At 68.6% G+C, this 23,965-nt stretch carries 16 protein-coding genes; 10 read left to right on the top strand and 6 right to left on the bottom strand.

The window, feature by feature from the left end; translation table 11 throughout:
* Window positions 1-69: 69 nt before the first annotated feature.
* Both CFB34_RS20755 and CFB34_RS20750 read right to left on the bottom strand, forming a co-directional pair.
* Entirely contained in the window at window positions 70-897 is an 828-nt protein-coding gene (locus tag CFB34_RS20755) for a carbon-nitrogen hydrolase family protein (RefSeq protein WP_089439274.1), read from the bottom strand.
* A gap of 63 nt (window positions 898-960) precedes the next feature.
* Window positions 961-5,160, bottom strand: coding sequence for an AsmA-like C-terminal region-containing protein (locus CFB34_RS20750; protein WP_089439275.1), 4,200 nt, complete (start codon window positions 5,158-5,160; stop codon window positions 961-963).
* Window positions 5,161-5,386: 226 nt separating this feature from the next.
* On the opposite strand from CFB34_RS20750, the gene glnE reads away from it, so the two are divergent.
* Together glnE and CFB34_RS20740 are read left to right on the top strand one after the other, a co-directional pair.
* The gene (gene glnE / locus CFB34_RS20745; protein ID WP_089440351.1) at window positions 5,387-8,173 is read left to right on the top strand and encodes a bifunctional [glutamate--ammonia ligase]-adenylyl-L-tyrosine phosphorylase/[glutamate--ammonia-ligase] adenylyltransferase; all 2,787 of its coding nucleotides are present in this window, start codon (window positions 5,387-5,389) and stop codon (window positions 8,171-8,173) included.
* Window positions 8,174-8,310: 137 nt separating this feature from the next.
* Window positions 8,311-10,554, top strand: a complete 2,244-nt coding sequence (locus tag CFB34_RS20740) for a carbohydrate-binding protein (RefSeq protein ID WP_242808689.1) — start codon at window positions 8,311-8,313, stop codon at window positions 10,552-10,554.
* Between the two features lie 200 nt (window positions 10,555-10,754).
* On the opposite strand, the gene recN is transcribed toward CFB34_RS20740, so the two are convergent.
* Together recN and CFB34_RS20730 are read right to left on the bottom strand one after the other, a co-directional pair.
* Window positions 10,755-12,404, bottom strand: a complete 1,650-nt coding sequence (gene recN / locus CFB34_RS20735; protein ID WP_089439276.1) for a DNA repair protein RecN — start codon at window positions 12,402-12,404, stop codon at window positions 10,755-10,757.
* A 19-nt stretch (window positions 12,405-12,423) separates the two neighbouring features.
* Window positions 12,424-13,326 carry an NAD kinase gene (locus tag CFB34_RS20730; RefSeq protein ID WP_039361361.1) on the bottom strand — a complete coding sequence of 301 codons (903 nt, stop codon included), beginning with the start codon at window positions 13,324-13,326 and terminating at the stop codon, window positions 12,424-12,426.
* 131 nt (window positions 13,327-13,457) lie between these two features.
* On the opposite strand from CFB34_RS20730, the gene hrcA reads away from it, so the two are divergent.
* The 3 genes from hrcA to CFB34_RS20715 all read left to right on the top strand — a co-directional run bounded on the left by hrcA (window position 13,458) and on the right by CFB34_RS20715 (window position 16,105).
* Window positions 13,458-14,480 (top strand): heat-inducible transcriptional repressor HrcA, encoded by a 1,023-nt coding sequence (gene hrcA / locus CFB34_RS20725; protein ID WP_031399637.1) that lies wholly within the window; start codon window positions 13,458-13,460, stop codon window positions 14,478-14,480.
* 147 nt (window positions 14,481-14,627) lie between these two features.
* Window positions 14,628-15,692, top strand: a complete 1,065-nt coding sequence (hemH, locus tag CFB34_RS20720; protein WP_089439277.1) for a ferrochelatase — start codon at window positions 14,628-14,630, stop codon at window positions 15,690-15,692.
* 5 nt (window positions 15,693-15,697) lie between these two features.
* Window positions 15,698-16,105, top strand: a complete 408-nt coding sequence (locus tag CFB34_RS20715; protein WP_089440353.1) for an RNA-binding S4 domain-containing protein — start codon at window positions 15,698-15,700, stop codon at window positions 16,103-16,105.
* On the opposite strand, the gene CFB34_RS20710 is transcribed toward CFB34_RS20715, so the two are convergent.
* A complete protein-coding gene (locus CFB34_RS20710; protein WP_006476841.1) occupies window positions 16,077-16,238 on the bottom strand; it encodes a hypothetical protein in 162 nt (53 codons plus the stop codon). The genes CFB34_RS20715 and CFB34_RS20710 overlap by 29 nt on opposite strands.
* Before the next feature lie 355 nt (window positions 16,239-16,593).
* Here CFB34_RS20710 and grpE point away from each other — a divergent pair, with 355 nt between their 5' ends.
* From grpE to CFB34_RS20685, 5 genes are all read left to right on the top strand, one after another.
* Window positions 16,594-17,139 carry a nucleotide exchange factor GrpE gene (gene grpE, locus CFB34_RS20705; protein WP_089424554.1) on the top strand — a complete coding sequence of 182 codons (546 nt, stop codon included), beginning with the start codon at window positions 16,594-16,596 and terminating at the stop codon, window positions 17,137-17,139.
* Window positions 17,140-17,149: 10 nt separating this feature from the next.
* Window positions 17,150-17,560 carry a thioredoxin family protein gene (locus CFB34_RS20700; RefSeq protein WP_089439278.1) on the top strand — a complete coding sequence of 137 codons (411 nt, stop codon included), beginning with the start codon at window positions 17,150-17,152 and terminating at the stop codon, window positions 17,558-17,560.
* 147 nt (window positions 17,561-17,707) lie between these two features.
* A complete protein-coding gene (gene dnaK / locus CFB34_RS20695; protein ID WP_089439279.1) occupies window positions 17,708-19,660 on the top strand; it encodes a molecular chaperone DnaK in 1,953 nt (650 codons plus the stop codon).
* Window positions 19,661-19,925: 265 nt separating this feature from the next.
* Window positions 19,926-21,062: a molecular chaperone DnaJ gene (gene dnaJ / locus CFB34_RS20690; protein ID WP_089430628.1), complete on the top strand. Its 1,137-nt coding sequence runs from the start codon at window positions 19,926-19,928 to the stop codon at window positions 21,060-21,062.
* A gap of 13 nt (window positions 21,063-21,075) precedes the next feature.
* Window positions 21,076-23,019, top strand: a complete 1,944-nt coding sequence (locus tag CFB34_RS20685; protein WP_089439280.1) for a bifunctional anthranilate synthase component I family protein/class IV aminotransferase — start codon at window positions 21,076-21,078, stop codon at window positions 23,017-23,019.
* A 120-nt stretch (window positions 23,020-23,139) separates the two neighbouring features.
* Here CFB34_RS20685 and panB read toward each other — a convergent pair whose 3' ends face one another.
* Window positions 23,140-23,955 (bottom strand): 3-methyl-2-oxobutanoate hydroxymethyltransferase, encoded by an 816-nt coding sequence (panB, locus tag CFB34_RS20680; protein ID WP_089439281.1) that lies wholly within the window; start codon window positions 23,953-23,955, stop codon window positions 23,140-23,142.
* Window positions 23,956-23,965 lie beyond the last annotated feature (10 nt).

Below are 23,965 nucleotides of genomic sequence, written 5' to 3'. Positions count from 1 at the left end.
CTCAAAAAGTTGTCGGGTGCTTCTGGGCAGATGGGTTGGCCGCGCGGCGTTTCAAGCGGCGCGGCGGATTCAGGTCAGCACGCGGTGCCGCCACGCGGGCAGGCTCTGGCGCACGTCCGCGATGCGCTGCGGATCGATCGCGCCGAGCACGACGCTCGCGCCCACGTCGCGGACCGCGACGATCTCGCCCCACGGGTCGATCAGCATGCTGTGGCCCCAGGTACGCCGGCCGTTCTCGTGCTTGCCGCCTTGCGCGGCCGCGAGCACGTAGCACTGGTTCTCGACGGCCCGCGCGCGCAGCAGCGTTTCCCAGTGCGCGCGGCCCGTTGTATACGTAAACGCCGACGGGACGACGATCAGCGTGCAATCGCCCATCCTGCGATACAGCTCCGGAAAGCGGAGATCGTAACAGACCGACAGGCCGACCCGCCCGAACGGCGCGTCGAACGCGACGACCGTATCGCCCGCGCGGATCGTGCGCGCCTCGTCGAACGACTCGTCGCCTTTCTCGAAGTTGAACAGGTGGATCTTGTCGTAGCGCGCGGCTTCGTTGCCGGACGGATCGAACACGAGCGTCGTGTTGAGCACGCGATCGGGTTCCGGCGCCTTCAGCGGCAGCGTGCCGCCGATCACCCAGACGCCGTGGCGACGCGCGGCGTCCGCGAGGAAGCGCTGGATCGGGCCGTCCTGGTAGGGCTCGGCGAGCGCGAGCTTGTCGGTGTCGCGGTGGCCCATGAAGCAGAAATACTCGGGCAGCAGCACGAGTTGCGCGCCTTCGCCGGCGGCTTCCGCGATCAGGCGGCGGGCTTCGGCGAGATTGCGCGCGACGTCCGGCGTGCTCACCATCTGCAGCGCGGCGACCTGGAAGGGCGTGGCGGAACGGGTCTGGTCGGTCATCGCAGGATCGGTTGCGTCATAAATGGGGTGCGGCCCGGCACCGCGCGCGATTCGACTCGCGGCTCAGTGATTCGCCGCATCGGCCGGACCGTGATTCATCTTACCCTGATCGCCCCGCACCCGCTCGATGTGCGGGTGCGCCCACGAGCCGGTGATCGCGTAGTCGAGCGCGAACGCGTGCGACAGCGTCTCCGACAGCGCGTAGTTCGCGGCCAGCACGCCGACGCCGAGCAGCGGGTTGATGATGGCTGCCCCGATCGCGGCGGCGCCCGCGCTGATCTTCGGTGCGACGTGCGCATGCAGATCCTGCGTCTCGGCGCCGAGATCGACCGCGCCGCGCACGGAGACGTTCGCGGGCCCCGTCATCATCGAGAAGTCGTCGGTGCGGGCGATCCCGTTCGAGATCTGGCCGGTGCCGGTGATCTTGTCGAACGGCAGCCCCTTGCCGATCACGTCGCGGAAATTCAGCGTCAGGAAGCGCGCGAGGCTCTGCAGGCTCAGCACGCCGAGCAGCTTCGCCGCGCCCGGGTCGACCTTCAGGATCTGGCCGTGTTCGAGATCGATCGCGATCTGGCCGCCGAGCGACGGGAAGTCGAGCCCGGTCGGGCCGCCGCGCCAGCCGACCTTGCCGGTCACCGAGCCGTGGCCGGCCGCCAGCGTGCGCGGCAGGCCGACGCGGTCGAGCAGCGCGCCCGCGTTGCCGATGTCGAGCTTGAAGTCGAACACGGTGCGGCGCGGTGCGTCGCTCTCGTCGGCGCCGCGGGCGAGCGCGCGGCGCGACGTGCGCCAGTTGCCGGTCGCCGTCAGCTTCGCGTCCGGGTTCGACAGCTCCAGCTTGTCGAGCTGCCAGACCGGCGTGCCGGCTTCGTCGATATTGCGCGCGTTGACGACGAGGCGGCCGATGTCGTGGTTGCGCGCGACGACCTGGTCGACGATCAGGTCGATGGACGGCATCGGGCGGTCGGTCGGCGTCGGCAGGTTCATCGCGCGGCCGACGAGATCGTGCTGTGCGCTGTCCGGGATCACGAGCTTCGCGAGCCGCGCGTTCAACACGCCCGCGCCGTTGTGGCCGCCGCCCGGCGCCCACGACAGGTAGCCCGACACCTGGTTCGACGCGATGTTCGCCTGCCACAGCTCGTCGACGTGCGACGCGCCGATGATCACGTTTTCCCAGTTGCGCTTGAGCAGCTTCAGCGTGCCGAAGTGGAGCGCGAAACGTTTCGGCACGAAGCTCGCGAAATCGACGCGCGTCGCGGCCTGCGGCTCCGCCGAGCGCGGCGTGTCGGGCTTCAGCGTATGGGCCAGCGCGAGCCAGGCGTCGGCGTCCAGTTCGTTGACGTCCACGGCCGCGCTCACGCCGTCCTGCGGCATGTCGGGCATCCGGTGGATGCCCATCGCGCCGCGCACCGCGCGCAGCGGCTGGCCGCGCGTCGCGTCGAGCAGGTAGGTCGCGGACACGGGGCCGAGCGTCAGGTCGGCGTGTTCGAGGCGCTTGCCGTCCGTCTGCGGCGCCGGCTGCAGCGTGAAGCTGAACGGCATCGGCGTGCCGGCCGCCTTCGCGAACGGCGCGGGGAAATTCAGCGCGACGCCGGTCAGGTCGGAATGCGCGCTGATGTCGGGCAGGCGGCCCGGCGCGCCGCGCACGGCGACCTTGTACGGCGCGTCGCCGACCACGTGCTCGAGCAGCGCGGCGGCCGGGCCGTGCAGGTTCAGGCCGCGTGCGGCGTCGAGTGCGAGCCGGCCGTCGACGTCCACCGTGTACGGCCCGTGCGACTGGAAGTTGCCGTTCGCGCGCACCGGGCCGCCGAGGAAGCGCCCCGAGAGTTCGTGCAGCGACGCGCCGGCCTCGGTGAACCGGACGCTGCCGCGCAGTGCGGACAGCGGCGGCACGCCGCTGGTCGTCAGCGTGTTGCCGCCGAATGCGAGCGCGCCTTCGACGTGCGTGTGCGGATGCGCGACGTGCTGCGGAATCGTGATCTTGAGCCCGAGCGACGCGGGCCCCTGCGCGTCGATCCGCTGGCCGATATGTCCGCTCATCGTGCCGAGCGAGCTGTTGTCCGCGTAGTCGATCAGGTCGGCGAGCGGGCCCTGCGCATGGCCGTCGATGATGAGCGGCGAGTGGCTCGGATTGCCGAGATCGTCGATGCGGCCGGCGACCTTCGTCAGCGCGACGCGCTTGTAGTGTGCGCGGTGGATGTCGAAGCGCAGCTTGTTCTGCGCGAGTTCGAATACGCCGTCGATCCCGTCGAGCGCCGGCCAGACGCTCGGCGTGCCGTTCGCGAGCTTGCGCGGCGGGTACGGCGTCGGTTCGAAGCGGCCGCCGGTGAACGGCGCGACGATGTGGAACACGCCGGCGTCCGGCTCGTGTTCGAACGGGAATTTCTCGAGCGGGCCACGGGCGACGATCGACGCGCCCTTGGCCACCTGCCCGTCCTGCAGCGCGTGGCCGAGATAATCGCGCAGGTGTTCGGACATCCCGGTCGGCAGGTAGCGCGGGATGCGCGCCACCGACGCGCGGGCGAAATCGGCGCGCAGGTCGAGCGAGCCGCGGCCGTGGCCGGGGTTCGCGTACGAGCCCGACACCGCGATTTCGGCATCGGGGTTCGACACGAACAGGTCGGGCAGCGAGACGTCGACGCGCGCGTGTTTCTCGCCGGGCGCGGGCGTGATCGTCCATTTCGCATTGCCGCGCAGCCGGTCGAACGTCAGGCGCGGCTCGTCGAATTCGCCGGGCACCGTGACAGCCGCGTTGACCGTGTCGAAATGCGCGGAGCCGCCCGTCTCGTTCGCGTCGACGCGGCCCCACAGGTTCTCGACACCCGGCCAGCCGGCGCGCGGGTGGCCGCGCGGCGAGAGCCCGGGGGGCGGTTCCTGCGCGGCGAAGCTGATGCCCTGGAGATCGCCGAGGAAGCGGTAGCGCACGATCGGCGCAGCGCCCATGCGCCGCTCCTCGTCGGCGAGGTCCGCGTGCGCGGGTTTCGCGCGCTCGACCTCGATGTGGTAGTTCGACACCATCCCGCGCGGATCGATCTTGATCAGCTCGTTGCGCAGGCGTGCCGGCAGCGGCAGCCCGCGAATGAATTCGCTGAGGATGCCGAGATCGACGCGGTCGCCGACGACGCTCAACAACTGCCCCTGGTTCGCGGTCGGCACGCGGTAGCGGGCCGTCAGCGTCGACAGCGCGAGCGAGCGGGCAAGCGGCGTGCCGTCCGGCAGCGGCGGCTGGCCGAGCTCCGCGTTGAAGCGCGTCAGGTGCAGCGTGTAGTCGTGGCCGGCGTTCAGCTGCATGTCCCAGCCGAAGCCGACCGTCGGCACGTCGAGCCGCGGCTGCGTCGGGCGCACGCGCAGCGCGACGTCCGCGCCCTGCAGGTCGCCGCCCGCCGAATGCAGGTGGCCGTCGCTGAAGGTGGCCCAGATCGCGTTGTCGATCCGGCCCGCGTGGATCGTGAGCGGCATGTCGAGGTAGCGCGCCAGCGTCTGCAGGTCGACCGGGCCCGTCGACAGGTACGCGTCGCCCGTCCAGTTCGACGGCTTGCCGACCGGCGCGAGCGGCTTGTGCTTGAAGCGTGCGCGGAAGTCGAGCGGGCCGAGCAGCAGCGTGCCGTTCGCGGGCGCCTGCAGCGCGGCCTTGTGTACGCGGCCGTCGTTGAGCACCGCGAGCCGGATGCCCGACAGCACGAGTTCCGGCGCGTCATGCTGCGCGTCGCGCCAGCGCAGCGTACCGCCGCGCAGCACGATCGCTTCCTGTTTCAGCAGCCACGTGCCGAACGTGTCGTTGCCGCCGTGGGTGGTCGCCACGCCGACGCCCGCGATGCTCAGCGAGCCGTCGGCCGCCCGCGCGACGACCAGGTCGGGCTGGTCGACGATCAGGCTCGACAGCGCGGGCGACAGCCGCAGCAGCGACAGCCACGACAGCGCGGCCGTCGCATGCGGCACCGACAGCGCGACCTTGCCGTCATGGCCGCGGATCGTCAGGTTCGTGAGTTCGACGCCCGGCTGCATGCCGGACCAGTTCGGGGAAAGCTTGCCGATTGAAAGCTGCGCGTGGAGCTTGTCGGACACCGCGCGTTCGATGCGCGGGCGGAATTCGTCGATGCGGGGCAGCAGGACGTAGCGCAGCCCGAGGAACGCGCCGGACGCGACGAAGTAGGTGCCGATCCCGACTGCCAGCGTCACCCTGAACACGCGACGCAGGACCGGGTGATCGTGCTTCGGAGGTCCCGCTTCGGGCGCAGCTACGGCGGATTCCTGACGGTCGGACATGCGGCGGACGGGCGGCGATATGGTAGTTTTGCAGACTGACGTTGAAATGTATCACACGGGTTCGTGCCGGGCGCCGTTGCGGCAGCGCGGCACGGGCTTTCCGGCGCGCGGTTTCGCGACGGGCGCACCCGCCCCGCGACGCCGCGCCGAGTCCATGGAGCCGGTCGGGAGCGGGGCGCGCGTGCGTTCCCGTGCCGGCCGGCCGTTCCGCCAGGCCCGCTTCTCGATGACCGACGCTTCCGCCCTGATCTGCACGTCCTATTCCCGTTACCTGGCCCGCGCGGCCGCCGCGCGACCCGCGCTCGCCGACCAGGTCGCCGCGTGGGCGGCCGCGCCGCTCGGTCGCGCGCAGCTCGACGCACGCCTCACCGAACTGCTGGCAACGCCGGCCGGCGCCGCGCCGACCGAGGAGCACCTGAAGCGCGCGCTGCGGCAACTGCGTGCCGAGGCATTCGGCGCGGTAGCGGAGCGCGACCTGCGCGGGCTGGCGGACGTCGCCGAGGTGACGGGCGCGATGACCGATCTCGCGGAAGTGGCCGTGCAGCGCTCGCTCGCGCTGCTGTCGGCCGAGCTCGAGATGCTGTACGGCGAGCCGCGCGGCGCCGACGGCCAGCGCGTCGTGCTCGGCGTGGTCGGGATGGGCAAGCTCGGCGGCCGCGAGCTGAACGTGTCGTCGGACATCGACCTGATCTTCGTCTACGAGGACGACGGCGAGACGACCGGCGACGCGCGTTCGCCGCTGTCCACGCAGGAATATTTCACGCGGCTCGGCCGGCGGCTGATCGGCGTATTGTCGGAAGTCACGGCCGACGGCTATGTGTTTCGCGTCGACATGCGGCTGCGTCCGAACGGCGATTCGGGGCCGCTCGTCTGCAGCCTCGGCATGCTCGAGGAGTATTTCTACGTACAGGGGCGCGAGTGGGAGCGCTATGCGTGGATCAAGGGGCGGCTCGTGTCGGAAGGCGACAGCGACGCGGCGCAACGGCTGGCGTCGCAGCTCGAGTCGCTCGTCAAGCCGTTCGTGTACCGCCGCTACCTCGACTTCGGCGTGATCGGCGCGATCCGCTCGCTGCACCAGCAGATCCGGCAGGAAGCCGCGCGTCGCGCGTCGATGCGGCCCGACAAGGCCGACGACATCAAGCTCGGGCGCGGCGGGATCCGCGAGATCGAATTCAGTGCGCAGGTGTTCCAGCTGATCCGCGGCGGCCAGGATGCGGAATTCCGCGTGCGGCCGACGCTTGCGGTGCTGCGCCATGCGCAGGCGCGCGGGCTGATCGGCGAGGATGTGCGCGCGCGCCTGACCGAGGCCTACAACTTCCTGCGCACGCTCGAGCACCGTCTGCAGTACCGCAACGACGCGCAGACGCACGCGATGCCGGTCGAGCCGGACGAACGCGCGGCGCTGGCCGCGTCGCTGGGCTTCGCCGACTATGCGGCGCTGATGACGGTGCTGGACGGCCACCGCACCTTCGTCGAAGCGCAGTTCGACCAGATTTTTGCCGACAAGGCGAGCGGCGCGCCCTGCGCGGCCGGCGACGACACGGCCGCCGCGTGGATCTGGAGCGGCGCGCTGGCCGACGACGGCGAGGACGACGCGCTGGTCGCGCGTCTCGACGGCCTCGGCTTTACGGATCCGGCTACCGTGCTCGCCCGGTTGCGCGCGATCTGGCAGTCGTCGCGCTACACGGGCCTGCCGGAAAAGAGCCGGCAGCGCTTCGACAGCGTCGCGCAGCGGGCGCTCGACGCCGCGCCGAACATCGACGCGGCGCGCCGCGACGATACGATCGTGCGCCTGTTCGACCTGCTCGAGACGGTCAGCCGGCGCGGTGTCTATCTCGCGCTGCTGACCGAATATCCGGCCGCGCTCGACCGCGTGCTGTCGGTGCTCGGGGCGACGCGCTGGGGCGGCGGCTACCTGATCCGCCATCCGCAACTGCTCGACGAGCTGCTCGACGACGAGGCGATCGCGAGCCCGTTCGACTGGCCCGCGTTCAAGGACGCACTGCGCGCACGCCTCGCCGCGGCCGACGGCCCCGAGCAACAGATGGACCTGCTGCGGCACGCGCAGCACGCGGAGGTGTTCCGGATCCTGCTGATCGATCTCGCCGGGCAACTGTCGGTCGAGCACGTGAGCGACCGGCTGTCCGAGCTGGCCGACGCGGTGCTCGACGTGACGATCGAAGTCGTCTGGTCGCAGCTCGCGAAGCGCCATCGCGACGTGCCGAAGTTCGCGGTGATCGCGTACGGCAAGCTGGGCGGCAAGGAGCTCGGCTACGCATCGGATCTCGACCTGATCTTCCTGTACGACGACGCCGACGAGCGCTCGGCGGACGTCTACACGACCTTCACGCGGCGCCTGATCACGTGGCTCACCACGGCGACCGGGGCGGGCGCGCTGTTCGACATCGACCTGCGGCTGCGGCCGAACGGCGAGGCCGGGCTGCTCGTCACCGATCTCGACGCGTTCCGCCGCTACCAGCTGCGCGAGGGCGACGCCGCGAATACCGCGTGGGTCTGGGAGCACCAGGCGCTGACGCGGGCCCGCTACAGCGCGGGCGACGCGCAGATCGGCGCGGACTTCGAGGCGATCCGCCAGCAGGTGCTGACGACGCCGCGTGACGGCGGCGTGCTCGCGAAGGAAATCGTCGACATGCGCGGCAAGGTGTTCGCCGGCCACCCGAACCAGACCGAGCTGTTCGACCTGAAGCACGATCGCGGCGGGATGGTCGACATCGAGTTCATCGTCCAGTACTGGGTGCTGCTGCACGCGTCGAGCGATGCCGAGCTGATCCGCAACACGGGCAACATCGCGTTGCTGCGCGAGGTCGCGCGTTTCGGGCTGATGAGCGAGGACGAGGCCGAGCGCGTCGGGGCGGCGTACCGCAAGTACCGGAAGCTGCAGCACAAGCTGCGGCTCGACGGGATGGAGAAGGCGCGGGTCGATCCGGCCGTGGTGGCCGACGAGCGGGCGGCCGTGACGGCGCTGTGGGAGCGGGTGTTCGGCGGAATCTGACCGCGGCATGCCGCGCGCGCCGCGGCGGCCTGCATTGAGATTCGTTTGAGATTGTTTGAGCGCAAGGGCGGGTATCGGAAGAATCCGGCTTTCCGTTCAACCGGTGCCGTGTGCGCCACCAGCGATCTCAACTCATCTTGAAACCTATCCGCTACTCTCTTGCCACGACGGCGCTGTCCGCGGCCGTCGCTGGACTGTTCTCCGTTTCCGCTGGTGCAGCGGAAACGGCTTCCACCCCGCTGAAGAACCTGTCGCGCGGCGATGGCCAGTGCCTGGCCTGGCAGCCGGCCGACAACGCGGCCGTGTTCGCGGCATGCGACGGCAGCGCCGCGCAGGACTGGACCTTCGAGCCGCGCGACGGCTTCCAGCGCATCATCAACGCCGGCGCGAGCGCGGCGCGCGGCACGAAGATGTGCCTGCATTCGGCCACCGGCGACAACGGCATGGGCCGCGTGTCGGTCGGCGTCTGCAGCGAGGGCGACCAGACGATGCGCGACTGGCGGGCCGACATCGGTATCGACGGCCGTGTGTCGTTCGGCAACCGGTACCGGGTCAACACCGGCCGGTCGAGCGAAGTGCTGGCGCCGCGGGAAGGGAGCGCCGGCGTCGCGATGCAGAACCTGCGCGGCCAGCCGGCGTCGGTCTGGCGGTCGTCCGCCTCGATCGCGCCGTCGCAGCGCCCGCTGCTCGGCGACAAGTCGGCGTTGCTGATGATCACGCACTTCAACGACTCCCAACCGGCCGATAGCGAAGTGGTGCGCAAGGCGGTGTTCGGCGACGGCGACGACTATTCGTCGCTGCGGCGTTATGTCGAGGTCGCGTCCCACGGCAAGCTGACGTTGCACGGTCAGACGCTCGACAGCGTCAACCTGGGCGACCGCCCGGCCAGCTGCGATTCCGGCCCGCTGCGCGCGGCCGCGCGCAGCGCGGCGTTCGCCCGCGGTGTGAACCCGGACAAGTTCGACTACCTGTTCGTCGAACTGCCGAAAATGAGCAGTTGCGACTGGGCCGGCCTGGCGGCGATGCCCGGCAACTGGATCCTGTCGAACGCGAGCGGCCAGGGTTACTGGATGTGGTCCCACGAATTCGGTCACAGCCTGGGCGCGCGGCATCCGGGCTCGCTCGTCAACTGCCCGACGCCGGGCGGCACGGTCGAGGTGGGCAGCGCGTGTCGCGCGGGCGGGGTCGACGATCCGTCCGACACGATGGGCGGCGGTGGCCGGCGTTTGTATCCGGCGAGCTACCAGTTGTTCAGAGGCTGGCTGACCGAAGCCGACGTACCCGAGATCAAGGGCGAGGGCACGTACCAGCTCGCGCCGCTGTGGGGCAAAGCGTCGGGTGCGAAGGCGTACCGTCTGGCGCGCGCCGACGGCTCGACGCTGTGGCTCGAGTTTCGCCAGCCGCAGCCCGGCTTCGACAACTGGAAGTCCGACGACCCGTTCGTCAATGGCGTGATCGTGCGAACCGTCGCACAAGCCGGCAATGTGCTGGCCAATACGCTGGTCGATGCGACGCCGGGCAGTGCGCAGGGAATGAAGGACGCACCGCTGATGCCGGGTCATGCGTTGCACGACACGCTGTCGGGCAAGATCGTCACCGTCAAGTCGGTCGGGCCGAACGGCGCGGTGGTCGAGGTGAAGAACGACGGGGTGCTGCTGCCGCAGGCGGCCGTCATCGGCCCGCAACAGGCGAACGCGGGCGCGACGGTCGTGTTGTCGGGCGCGTCGTCGGTCGGCGAGCAGTTGCGCCATGCGTGGACGGCCCCGGCCGGCATCGATGCGAAACCGAACGGCGCGGAACTGAAGTTCGTTGCCCCCGCGCTCGAACGGGACCGCGATTACGCCTTCGATTTGACCGTGACCAATGACAAGGGCTACACGGCGCAGGCGTCGCATGTCGTCAAGGTGAAGGCGCAGGAAATCGTCCCGCCGCCGCGGGCCGCGATCAGCGGGCCGGCGACGGTCGACGGTGGCGCGACCGTCGCGTTGTCCGGCGCGGCGTCGACCGGCAAGGGGCTGAAGTATGTGTGGACCGCGCCGGCAGGACTCGCGATCGACCAGCAGGGGGCGAATGCATCGTTCGTCGCGCCGAAGGCGACGCAGGCGCAGCGCTACGACGTGAAGCTGACCGTGACGGATGCGCAGAACCGCAGTGCGGTGGCGACGCATGGCGTGACGGTGCGTGCCGACGTGGCCACGGGCGCGCCGGCCTGGGACAAGAAGAGGACCTACGCGACGCCGTGCCATGAGGTCAGCCACGCCGGCAAGACCTGGCTCAACGGCTGGTGGGTGCTCGGCGATGTGCCGGGGACGGGCGGTGAGTGGGGCGCATGGCGCGAGAAGGGTGTCGCGAACATGCATGCGGCGTGCAAGGGCAAGTAGGCACGGCGAGGTGCCGGCGCGGGCGACCGCGCTGGCGCGTGCCGCACGCCGTTCGATCGGGTGCCATCCGGTAAGTTCGTCGTGCCGCGAAGCGCGTCGGACAAGTCGGAACCCGTCAAAAGGCCGCTCCGGTATTACCCGGAACGGCCTTTTTTACGTTTTCACGTTGGCCGAGCGTGCTGTTTCGCGTATCCGATGCCTTATGCGGCGAGCATTTCCTTCGCGTGCTTGCGCGTGGTCGCCGTGATCTCGAGCCCGCCGAGCATCCGCGCGACTTCCTCGATGCGGTTGGCGCGGTCGAGCGCGACGACGGTCGACACCGTGCCGCCACGGTCGTCGGCGCCTTTTGCGACCTGGTAGTGATGATCACCGCGCGCGGCGACCTGCGGCAGGTGCGTTACGCACAGCACCTGGCGATCGCGCCCGAGCTGGTGCAGCAGGCGGCCGACCACTTCGGCGACGCCGCCGCCGATCCCCGTATCGACTTCGTCGAAGATCAGCGTCGGCGTCGGGCTTGCCGCGCTGGCGATCACCGCGAGCGCGAGGCTGATCCGCGCGAGCTCGCCGCCCGACGCCACCTTCGCGAGCGGCCGCAGCGGCACGCCGGGGTGCCCGGCGACCCGGAATTCGACCTGCTCGAGCCCGTGCGGGCCGCCGTCGGCGAGCGGCACGAGCGCGACTTCGAAGCTCCCGCCCGCCATCGACAGTTCCTGCATGCCGGCCGTGACGGCCGTGCCGAGCGCCTTGGCGGCCTGCGCGCGTGCCTTGGACAGGTATTTGGCGTCGGCGAGATAGGCTTCCCGCGCCTTGGCCTGCGCCGCCACGAGCGCGCCGAGATCGGCCGCCGCATCGAGTGCGGCGAGCTGTGCGCGGCGTGCCGCGTGTTCTTCGTGCAGCGTGTCGGGCGGCAAGCGGAACTTGCGGGCGGTCGAGTGCAGCGCATCGAGACGCGTTTCGACCTGCGCGAGCCGTTCGGGATCGAGATCGACGCGCTGCGCATAGTGCTGCAGCGAATAGACGGCTTCCTGCAACTGGATCTCGGCCGGTTCGAGCGACGCGAGCGCGTCGCTGAGCGAGGTGTCGTAGTCGGCGAGGCTGCGCAGCTTCGACACGATCGCGCCCAGCTGCGCGAGCATCGCGTCGTCGGACTCGGACAGCGCGTTGAGCGCACCGCGCACGCCTTCGATCAGGTTCGCCGAATGCGACAGGCGCTTGTGCTCGTTGCTGACTTCGTCCCATTCGCCGGGCTGCGGCGCGAGCTTGTCGAGTTCGGCGAGCTGCCAGGCGAGCTTTTCGCGTTCGAGCTGCAGCTCGCGCTCATGCGCCTTTGCGGCGTCGATCGCCTGCGTCGCGTCGCGCCACACGCGCCATGCGCGCGCGACGTTCGCGGCATCGGCGACGAGCCCCGCGTGCGTATCGAACAGCTCGCGCTGCGCATCGGGCCGCATCAGCAACTGGTGCGCATGCTGGCCGTGGATGTCGACGAGCATTTCGCCGAGCTCGCGCAGCTGCGCGAGCGTCGCGCTGGTGCCGTTGATGAACGCGCGCGACCGGCCGTTCGCATCGATCACGCGGCGCAGCATCACGGTGTCCTCGGTGTCGAACGCGTGTTCGTCGAGCCAGCGCGCGACGCGGTCGTGCGGCGTGAATTCGGCGGTGATGTCGGCGCGGCTGCAGCCGGTGCGCACGACGCTCGCGTCGGCACGTTCGCCGAGCGCGAGGGCGAGGGCGTCGATCAGGATCGATTTCCCGGCGCCGGTTTCACCGGAAAAGACGGAAAAGCCGCTGTCGAATTCGAGATCGAGCGCGGCGACGATGACGAAGTCGCGGATCGAGAGGTGGCGGAGCATGATGTCGGGCAGAGCGGCGTCAGGACGCCTTGTCGTCTTCGTTCGAGGCGTGTTCGTTCCAGTGCAGCTTCTTGCGCAGCGTTGCGTAGTAACTGTAGCCGATCGGGTGCAGGAACGGCACCGTGTGCTTCGAGCGGCGCACCTCGATCGTGTCGTTCAGTTCGAGCGCGGTGAACGACTGCATGTCGAAGTTCACGTTGACGTCGCGCCCGCCGACGATCTGGATCGCGATTTTCGAATCGTCGGGCAGCACGATCGGCCGGTTCGACAGCGCGTGCGGCGCGATCGGCACGAGCACGATGCCCGCCAGCTGCGGATGGAGGATCGGGCCGGCAGACGACAGTGCGTAAGCGGTCGAGCCGGTCGGCGTGGCGACGATCAGGCCGTCCGAACGCTGGTTGTACATGTACCGGCCGTCGACCGACGCGCGCAGCTCGACCATCCCGGAGAAGCCGCTGCGGTTCACGACGACGTCGTTGAAGGCGAGCGCGTGGTAGATCGGTTCGCCGTCGCGCATGATCCGGGCCTCGAGCAGCGCGCGCTCCTCGCGCTCGAACTTGCCCGACAGGATCACCGGGACGAGCGCCTGCATGTCGGCCGCCGCGATATCGGTGATGAAGCCGAGCCGCCCATGGTTGATCCCGATCAGCGGTGTCCTGTACGGCGCGAGCTGACGGCCGATGCCGAGCATCGTGCCGTCGCCGCCCAGCACGACCGCCACATCGGCGCGCGCCCCGATTTCGGCCGGGGTCAGCGCCGGGTAGCCGGTGATGCCGATCTCGCGCGCGGTCTCGGCTTCGAAGACGACCTCGAAGCCCCGCTTGGCGACGCAGGCGGCCAGCGTGGCGAGCGGCTCGGCGATGTTCGGCGTGTTGCTCCGGCCGACGAGCGCGACAGTGTTGAACTGATTACCGGTTTTCATGCCGGCATTACACCATAGCTCGTTGACGAAAAGAACCGGCTGTGCGCGGGCGGGGCCGGATCGGGCCGGCCCGCGCAACGGCAGCCGACGCCACTCGCCGCGGTCGCGCGGTTGCGCTAAAATTTTCCACCATGCTAGATCCTCGCGCACGAACCCTCCTGAAAACCCTGATCGAACGGTATATCGCCGACGGTCAGCCAGTCGGATCGCGCACGTTGTCCCGTTACTCCGGGCTCGAGCTGAGCCCGGCGACGATCCGCAACGTGATGTCCGACCTGGAGGAGCTCGGCCTCGTGTCGAGCCCGCACACGTCGGCCGGCCGCGTGCCGACGCCGCGCGGCTACCGGCTGTTCGTCGACACCATGCTGACGGTCGAGGCGCCGATCGACGCCGAAGCCGTCGCGCGACAGGTGCAGAACACGCTGCAGGCCGGCGAGCCGCAGCAGCGGGTCGTGGCGGCCGCCGCGAGCGTGCTGTCGAACCTGTCGCAGTTCGCGGGCGTGGTGCTGACGCCGCGCCGCAGCCACGTGTTCAAGCAGATCGAGTTCATGCGCCTGTCGGACAAGCGCATCCTGCTGATCATCGTCACGCCCGAGGGCGACGTGCAGAACCGGATGCTCGCGACGCCGCGCGATTACTCGCCGTCGCAACTGACCGAGGCGTCCAACTACATCAACGCGCACTTCGCCGGCCTGTCGTTCGACGAGGTGCGCCGCCGCCTGCGCGACGAGATCGACCAGTTGCGCGGCGACATGACCGCGCTGATGCATGCCGCCGTGACGGCCAGCACCGAGGTGCCGGACACCGAGGACACCGTGCTGATTTCCGGCGAGCGCAACCTGCTCGAAGTGGCGGATCTCTCGTCCGACATGGCGCGGCTGCGCAAGCTGTTCGACGTATTCGACCAAAAGACGGGCCTCCTGCAACTGCTCGACGTGTCGAGCCACGCCCAAGGCGTGCAGATCTTCATTGGCGGCGAATCGACGCTCGTGCCGATCGAGGAAATGAGCGTCGTCACCGCGCCTTACGAGGTGAACGGGCAGATCGTCGGCACGCTCGGCGTGATCGGCCCGACCCGCATGGCGTACAACCGCGTGATACCGATCGTCGACATCACCGCGCGCCTGCTGTCGCTCACGCTGAGCCAGCAGTAGCCTGCCGTCGCCTGCCCGATCCTGCCCCGTCATCGTGCCGCGGCACCGCGTGTGCCGGTAGTCGGCCGAACGGCCAGCCGACCGGCGCGGAGCGGGCCGCTATAATTGAGAGCCGTCCGGTTCCGTGCCCCGAGCACGTCATTGCCCATGCGTTTCGATCTTGAGCCGCCTTCGACCACCGCGGCTGCCCATCGCATCGGTGTGTTGCTGATCAATCTCGGCACGCCCGACGCCCCGACACCGCGCGCGGTGCGGCGCTACCTGGCCGAATTCCTGTCGGATCCGCGGGTCGTCGAGATTCCGCAGGCCGTCTGGCAGGTGCTGCTGCGCGCGGTGATCCTGCCGCTGCGCGGCCGTGCGTCCGCGAAGAAATACGCGGCCGTCTGGATGCCCGAGGGCTCGCCGCTGCGCGTGTACACCGAGCGCCAGACCGACAGCGTGCGGCACCTGCTCGTGTCGAACGGCTATCACGTGCAGGTCGACTATGCGATGCGCTACGGCAGCCCGAACATCTCGCACGCGCTCGCGCAGTTCAAGCGGGCGGGCGTCGAGCGCGTGCTGCTGATGCCGATGTATCCGCAGTACTCGGCGTCGACCACGGCCACGGCGTTCGATGCCGCCTTCGACGCGCTCGCGCGCATGCGCAACCAGCCCGAGGTGCGCACCGTGCGGCACTACGCCGACCATCCGGCCTATATCCACGCGCTGGCCGAGCAGGTGCGCCAGTATTGGGCGCAGCACGGCCGGCCCGACTTCGCGGCCGGCGACAAGCTCGTGCTGAGCTTTCACGGCGTGCCGAAGCGCACGCTCGACCTCGGCGATCCCTATCACGACCAGTGCCAGCAGACGGGCGCGCTGCTGATGGCCGCGCTCGGGCTGTCGACCACCGAATGCCGCGTCACGTTCCAGTCGCGTTTCGGCAAGGCCGAATGGCTGCAGCCTTACACCGCGCCGACGCTGCGCGAGTTCGGCGAGGCCGGCGTGCGGCGGGCCGACGTGTTCTGTCCCGGTTTCACGGCCGACTGCCTGGAGACGATCGAGGAGATCGGCATGGAAGTGCGTGACGAGTTCCTCGCCGGCGGCGGCAAGGCGTTCCACCGGATTCCGTGCCTGAATGGCGCATCCGCGTGGATCGGTGCGCTCGGCGAGATCGTCGCCGAGAATCTGCAGGGCTGGCCGGTCAGGGCCGCGCAGCCCGAAACGGTGAGTTGAGCGCGATGAATTACAAGATTTCGACCGAACCGGGCGCGAAGCTGCGCGTCGACAAATGGCTGTGGGTGGCCCGGTTCTTCAAGACGCGCTCGCTCGCGACCGATGCGGTCGACAAGGGGCACGTGAAGATTGGCGGCGCGGCGGTCAAGCCGGCGAAGGAAGTGCGCGTGGGCGACGAGGTCGAGATTGCGATCGACGGCATCGTCTGGCACATTGCCGTGCTCGGCGTGTGCGACGTGCGCGGGCCGGCGAGCGTCGCGCAGACGCTCTACGCGGAAACGGAAGCGGGGCGGGCCGCGCGGCTCGCCGAACTGGAGCGGCGCCGCACGTATCGCGAGCCGGCAGCCGAATTGCACGGCCGGCCGACGAAGCGCGACCGGCGCATCATCGACAGATTTTCTGGTGGGAGCTGAACATCTGGTCGAACGTCGCCCGCGCGCTTCCGTATTCGGTCGTGCGGTCGGTGACGGCTCCCGACAGGCAGATGGTGGTGGTGCCGGCAATGAGTACCAGCGCGACCACCGAGATCGCAAACGTCAGTTTCATGGTACTCCCCTCGGGAAGAAGGGTGAAAACGGCGCCAGGTGGATGTCAGGCGTCAGTCAGCTAGGGGTAAACACGCTTTTCCGACGCTTGAGTGGAGTGTAGTGCAGCTGGCCTGTGCCAAGCTAGTACTTGCCAGGTAAGCGTTGTTACCGGCCGTTTCGCCCGATGTGGCGGACTATGCGGCCGATGCCCCGGCGTGACGCGCGGTTGTTTCGCGGTATTGGAGAATGCCGGCGAATAACCCTCTTGAAATCGTCGTTTTCACCCTTATTTGCACCAGCAATGTGCGGTGCCGCCGGATATACGGTCCGGCGGTTGCCGATTTGGCTTCAACCTCTAATCGACTTTCAGCGACATGGAAAACACGCAAGAGAACCCGGCATCCCAATCGGCCGAAGAGATCGGCAGCGAGAAGCAGGCGGCGCAAGGCGCCGCTCCCGCCGCCGAAGCAGCCGACGCGGCGCTCGCGGAGGCTCAAGCCAAGGTCGCCGAGCTGCAGGAGAGCTTCCTGCGGGCGAAGGCCGAAACCGAGAACGTCCGCCGCCGCGCGCAGGACGACGTCTCGAAGGCGCACAAGTTCGCGATCGAGAGCTTTGCGGAGCACCTGCTGCCCGTGCTGGACAGCCTGGAAGCGGCCGTCAACGATACGTCCGGCGACATCGCGAAGGTGCGCGAGGGCGTCGAACTGACGCTGCGCCAGCTGACGAGCGCGCTCGAGAAGGGCCGCGTCGTCGCGCTGAACCCGGTCGGCGAGAAATTCGATCCGCACCAGCACCAGGCCATTTCGATGGTGCCGGCCGATCAGGAGCCGAATACCGTCGTCACCGTGCTGCAAAAGGGCTACATGATCGCCGACCGCGTGCTGCGTCCGGCGCTCGTCACCGTCGCGCAGCCGAAGTAAGGCCGTCGCGATGCTGCCAGCCGGCGTCGATCCGGCCGCGTTCGACGCGTTCGACATGCAGGCGCTGGACGCCGGCACGTTCGACGCGGCGCTCGACGGCGCGGGCGATGCGCTCGCGGTGGTGTTCTTCTGGGGCGTCGACTGCTTCAACTGCGAGATCGCGAAGAAGGCGATGCTCGCCCAGCCCGACGCGATTCGCGCGCTGGACCTGAAGTGGTTCCATTGCAACGTGTACGAACACCCCCAGCTGGGGCGCCGCTTCGGGCTGCACGGCGTGCCGACGTGGTTCTTCTTCCACCGCGGCAAGCGGCTCGGCCGCGCGACGGGCTGGCATGGCCTCGCGCAGTTCCAGGCAGCGGTGTCGGCGGCGCGCGCGAAAGTCGCGGCGGCAGGCGGCGATCCGCTAGCCGGCGGCGATTGAAAAAATTTAATATCCGCATCGCACGTCGGGTCTTGAAAACGAACCGGACGGACGCATTTCGGGAACAGAGTTGAATTCTGGCGCGCGAAACCGCCCCAAAACGCAGGTTTTTGCGCAGCAAACAAGCATTTCTGGAGATTAGGAAAAATGGGAAAGATCATCGGTATTGACCTCGGCACCACGAACTCGTGCGTCGCCATCATGGAAGGCAACCAGGTCAAGGTCATCGAGAACTCGGAAGGCACGCGCACCACGCCGTCGATCATCGCCTACATGGACGACAACGAAGTGCTGGTCGGCGCACCGGCCAAGCGCCAGTCGGTGACCAACCCGAAGAACACGCTGTTCGCCGTGAAGCGCCTGATCGGCCGCCGCTTCGAAGAGAAGGAAGTCCAGAAGGACATCGGGCTGATGCCGTACGCCATCATCAAGGCCGACAACGGCGATGCATGGGTCGAGGCACACGGCGAGAAGCTCGCGCCGCCGCAAGTGTCGGCGGAAGTGCTGCGCAAGATGAAGAAGACGGCCGAAGACTACCTCGGCGAGCCGGTCACGGAAGCCGTGATCACGGTGCCGGCGTACTTCAACGACAGCCAGCGCCAGGCAACCAAGGATGCCGGCCGCATCGCGGGCCTCGAAGTCAAGCGGATCATCAACGAGCCGACCGCGGCTGCGCTCGCGTTCGGCCTCGACAAGGCCGAGAAGGGCGACCGCAAGATCGCCGTGTATGACCTCGGCGGCGGTACGTTCGACGTGTCGATCATCGAAATCGCGGACGTCGACGGCGAAATGCAGTTCGAAGTGCTGTCGACCAACGGCGACACGTTCCTCGGCGGCGAAGACTTCGACCAGCGCATCATCGATTACATCATCGGCGAGTTCAAGAAGGAGCAGGGCGTCGACCTGTCGAAGGACGTGCTCGCGCTGCAGCGCCTGAAGGAAGCCGCTGAAAAGGCGAAGATCGAGCTGTCGTCGAGCCAGCAGACCGAAATCAACCTGCCGTACATCACGGCTGACGCATCGGGCCCGAAGCACTTGAACCTGAAGATCACCCGCGCGAAGCTGGAAGCGCTGGTGGAAGACCTCGTCGAGCGCACGATCGAACCGTGCCGTATCGCGATCAAGGACGCAGGCGTCAAGGTGTCGGACATCGACGACGTGATCCTGGTCGGCGGCCAGACGCGCATGCCGAAGGTGCTTGAGAAGGTGAAGGAATTCTTCGGCAAGGATCCGCGCCGTGACGTGAACCCGGACGAAGCCGTCGCAGTCGGCGCGGCGATCCAGGGCCAGGTCCTGTCGGGTGACCGCAAGGACGTGCTGCTGCTCGACGTGACCCCGCTGTCGCTCGGCATCGAGACGCTCGGCGGCGTGATGACGAAGATGATCAGCAAGAACACGACGATCCCGACGAAGCACGCACAGGTGTACTCGACGGCGGACGACAACCAGGGCGCCGTGACGATCAAGGTGTTCCAGGGCGAACGCGAAATGGCAGCCGGCAACAAGCTGCTCGGCGAGTTCAACCTCGAAGGCATCCCGCCGGCACCGCGCGGCGTGCCGCAGATCGAAGTGACCTTCGACATCGACGCGAACGGCATCCTGCACGTCGGCGCGAAGGACAAGGCGACCGGCAAGGAAAACAAGATCACGATCAAGGCGAACTCGGGTCTGTCCGAGGCTGAAATCGACCAGATGATCAAGGACGCGGAAGCGAACGCAGCGGAAGATCACAAGCTGCGCGAGCTGGCTGATTCGCGCAACCAGGGCGACGCGCTGGTCCACAGCACGAAGAAGGCGCTGACCGAGTACGGCGACAAGCTGGACGCGGGCGAGAAGGAAGCCATCGAAGCGTCGCTGAAGTCGCTCGAGGAAGTGCTGAAGGACACGTCGGCCGACAAGGCTGCGATCGACGCGAAGGTCGAGGAGCTCGGCAAGGTGTCGCAGAAGCTCGGCGAAAAGATGTACGCCGACATGCAGGCCCAGCAAGCAGGGGCGGCCGGCGCAGCGGGTGCAGCGGAAGGCGCGGCCCACGCGGGCGGGGCACAGCAGGCTGCCGACGATGTCGTCGACGCCGAGTTCAAGGAAGTGAAGAAGGACTAAGCCGGGTTGCCCCGGTGCCGCACGCCGCGCGCAACCCGCGCGCGGCGCGGCTGACGGGTTGGCTGACAAGCGGTCTGTCTTTCCTTCCGGATGGCCGGATCGACTCCACGCCTGGCGGGCTTCGCGGCCCTCCGGGCACATTTGTTTTTTGGCGGGTGCTGCACGAGCCGTCCGCGGCGGGCGCAGCGCCAGACGAGTCGAGAGACTTTACTGCAGGCGAAAGGAGCCGCCGTGTGCGCGATGCGTGGCGGCACAGTGAATCGATATGGCGAAACGGGATTACTACGAGGTTCTGGGCGTCGCGAAGAATGCGAGCGACGACGAAATCAAGAAGGCGTATCGCAAGCTTGCGATGAAGTATCACCCTGACCGCAATCCGGACAGCAAGGATGCGGAAGAGCATTTCAAGGAGGTGAAGGAAGCCTATGAAATGCTGTCGGACGGCCAGAAGCGGGCAGCGTACGACCAGTACGGCCACGCGGGCGTCGATCCGAACATGGGCGGTGCGGGCGCACAGGGCTTCGGCGGCTTCGCGGACGCGTTCGGCGACATCTTCGGCGATATCTTCGGCCAGGCAGCGGGCGGCGCCGCGCGCGGCGGCCGTGGCGGCCCGCAGGTGTATCGCGGCGCCGACCTGCGCTACAGCATGGAAATCACGCTCGAGCAGGCCGCACACGGCTACGACACGCAGATCCGCGTGCCGAGCTGGGTGTCGTGCGAGGTCTGCCACGGGTCGGGCGCGAAGCCCGGCACGAAGCCGGAAACCTGCCCGACCTGTCACGGCCAGGGCACGGTGCGCATGTCGCAGGGCTTCTTCAGCATCCAGCAGACCTGCCCGAAGTGCCATGGCACGGGCACCTACATCCCCGAGCCGTGCGTGCATTGCCACGGGTCGGGCAAGGTGAAGGAAACCAAGACGCTCGAGGTGAAGATCCCGGCCGGAATCGACGACGGGATGCGGATCCGCTCGGCCGGCAACGGCGAGCCGGGCATCAACGGCGGGCCGCCGGGCGACCTGTACGTCGAGATCCACATCAAGCCGCACTCGGTGTTCGAGCGCGACGGCGACGATCTCCATTGCCAGATGCCGATCCCGTTCACGACCGCTGCACTCGGCGGCGAGATCGAGGTGCCGACGCTGGCCGGCCGTGCGTCGTTCCCGGTGCCGGAAGGCACGCAGTCGGGCAAGACGTTCCGCCTGCGCGGCAAGGGCATCAAGGGGCTGCGTTCGAGCATCGCGGGCGATCTGTACGTCCACGTGCAGGTCGAGACGCCGGTGAAGCTGACCGACAACCAGCGCGACCTGCTCAAGCAGTTCGAGAAATCGCTGGCCGAGGGCGGCGCGCGTCACAGCCCGCAGAGCAAGAGCTGGTTCGATCGTGTGAAGAGCTTCTTCGAGTAACTCGAGTAACAGCATGACTGAAGGCAACGAGAGCGCGTCGTTCGCGCTCTTGGACGATTGCGACTCGACCGCGCTTGCGCGGTCGAGTCGTTTGTATTCGGGGTTCGTGCGCGAACGCGTGTGCACGGATCCGGCTCGGCTCGACGAGGTCGATGCGGCGGTGGCGCAGGATCTGCGCGACGGGCTGCATGCGGTCGTCGTCGGCGACTACGAATTCGGACGCAACCTGCAACGAGCGCAGTCGGGCCCCGCCCCGCTGCGCTTTTTGCTGTATGCGCGCTGCGAGCGCCTGTCGCGCGACGAAGTCGACGCGTGGCTCGCGCAGCAGGACGGCGGCGGCACGCCGTCGATCGCGGGCGTCGCGCACGTCGAAAAGAGCGTGTCGCGCGATGCGTTCGACGCGGCGATCGCCGCGGTGCACGACGCGCTGCGTGCGGGCGATTCGTATCAGGTCAACTACACGTACCGGCTGAACTTCGACGTGTTCGGCACGCCGCTCGCGCTGTACCGGCGGCTGCGTGCGCGCCAGCCGGTGCGCTACGGCGCGCTGATCGCGTTGCCCGACGGTCCGTGGGTCGTGTCGTGCTCGCCCGAGCTGTTCGTCGAGAAGCACGGCGACGTGCTGCGCGCGCGGCCGATGAAGGGCACGGCACCGCGTTCGGCCGACCCTCGCGACGATGCGGCGGCGGCCTCGTTCCTCGCGAACGACCCGAAGAACCGCGCGGAAAACGTGATGATCGTCGACCTGCTGCGCAACGACGTGTCGCGGATCGCGCGCACCGGCACGGTCCGCGTGCCGGCGCTGTTCTCCGTCGAGCCGTATGCGTCGGTGTGGCAGATGACGTCGACGGTCGAGGCCGGCTGGCGCGACGGGACGACGTTCGCGCAGATGCTGCGGGCGCTGTTTCCGTGCGGATCGATCACGGGCGCGCCGAAGCACAAGACGATGGAACTGATCGACGCGATCGAGTCGACGCCGCGCGGGCTTTATACGGGCGCGATCGGCTGGCTTGACGCTGCGAAGCAACGCGCCGATTCCGACGCGCCGGGCGATCGCCTGGCCGGTTGCGGCGATTTCTGCCTGTCGGTCGCGATCCGTACGCTGACGCTCGACGCGGCCGGCGAAGGTGCTGCCAGTGAAGGCGCTGACTGCGAAGGTGCGACGGCTGCCGAAGCACGTCATCCGGCTACGGTGATTGCAGCCCGGCGTCGCGGCACGATGGGCGTTGGCGCGGGCATCGTGCTTGACAGCGTCGCGGCCGACGAATATGCGGAGTGCGAATTGAAAGCGCGATTCCTGACGGACGCCGATCCCGGCTTCCAGCTGTTCGAAACGACGGCCGCCACGCGTGCGGACGGCATCCGGCATCTCGATCGCCATCTCGCGCGGCTGCAGCGTAGCGCGGATGCGTTCGGCTTCCGCTTCGACGCCGATGCGTTACGTCGCGAGATCGACGCGCGCTGCGCGGCGCTCGACGGCGACGGCGCGTACCGGATGAAGCTCGTGATCGCGAAGGACGGCACGATCGAGATCATCACGGCGCCGCTCAAGCCGCTGCCGGCGGGGCCGGTCGGCGTGCTGCTGGCGCCCGCGCACGGCTTCGCGCCGACCCGTGCGGGCGATGCGCTGCTGCTGCACAAGACCACGCGCCGCGCCGAATACGATCGCGCGTGGCAGGCGGCGGAGGCGCTCGGCGGCTTCGACATGCTGTTCGTCAACGAGCGCGGCGAGGTGACGGAAGGCGGGCGCTCGAACCTGTTCGTGAAGCTCGATGGCCAGTGGGTGACGCCGCCGCTCGAGTCCGGCGTGCTGCCGGGCGTGATGCGTGGCGTGCTGCTCGACGATCGTGCGTTCGGCGCGACCGAGCGGGTCGTGACTCGCGACGATCTCGCGCGTGCGGGGGCGCTGCTGCTGACCAATGCGCTGCGCGGCGCGCTCGACGCGGTACTGAAGTAACCGGCGGATAATCGACCGCTGCCGGCAGCGTGAGAAAGAAAAAACGCGGCGCCCCGCAAAGGGCGTCGCGTTTTTTTCATCGAGGCGCCGGCGAACGCATCGCCGGCACCGCGCCGGACGTCAGAACGAATGCTCGGGGCCGGGGAACGAACCGTCCTTCACCGCGCGCACATACGCTTCGACGGCCGCCTGGATGTTCGGCTCGCCCTGCATGAAATCCTTCACGAAGCGCGGCCGCTTGCCGGGGAACACGCCGAGCATGTCGTGCAGCACGAGCACCTGGCCCGAGCAGTCGGCGCCTGCACCGATGCCGATCGTCGGCACGCGCAGCATCTGCGTGGCCTCGGACCCGATCAGTGTCGGCACGGCTTCGAGCAGGACGACCTGCGCCCCGGCCGCTTCGACCGCACGCGCGTCGCGCAGCAGTTGCGCCGCACCGGCTTCGGTCTTGCCTTGCACCTTGAAGCCGCCGAACGCATGCACCGACTGCGGCGTGAGGCCCACGTGCGCACACACGGGCACCGCGCGCTCGACGAGGAAGCGGACCGTCTCGGCGAGCCATTCGCCGCCTTCGAGCTTGACCATCTGCGCACCGGCGCGCATCAGCTTCACGCTGCTGGCGAATGCCTCGGCCGGCGTGCCGTACGTGCCGAACGGCAGGTCGGCCATGATCAGCGCGCGCGGCTGCGCCCGGGCGACACAGGCGGTGTGATACGCGATGTCGTCGAGCGACACGGGCAGCGTGGTCGTGTGACCCTGCAGCACGTTGCCGAGCGAATCGCCGATCAGCAGCACGTCGACGCCCGAACGGTCGAGCAGTGCGGCAAAGCTCGCGTCGTAGCAGGTGAGCATCGCGATCTTCTCGCCGGCGTCGCGCATTGCCTGCAGCTTGGGCACCGTGACGGCAGGCCGGCTCGATTCCTGGAGATAGGTCATGGGAAATCCG

Source organism: Burkholderia sp. HI4860 (genome assembly GCF_002223045.2).
In the GTDB taxonomy this organism is placed as follows: Bacteria; Pseudomonadota; Gammaproteobacteria; order Burkholderiales; family Burkholderiaceae; genus Burkholderia.
Note: the sequence above shows the minus strand (reverse complement) of the source record. Positions and strands in the feature narration are given on the sequence as shown.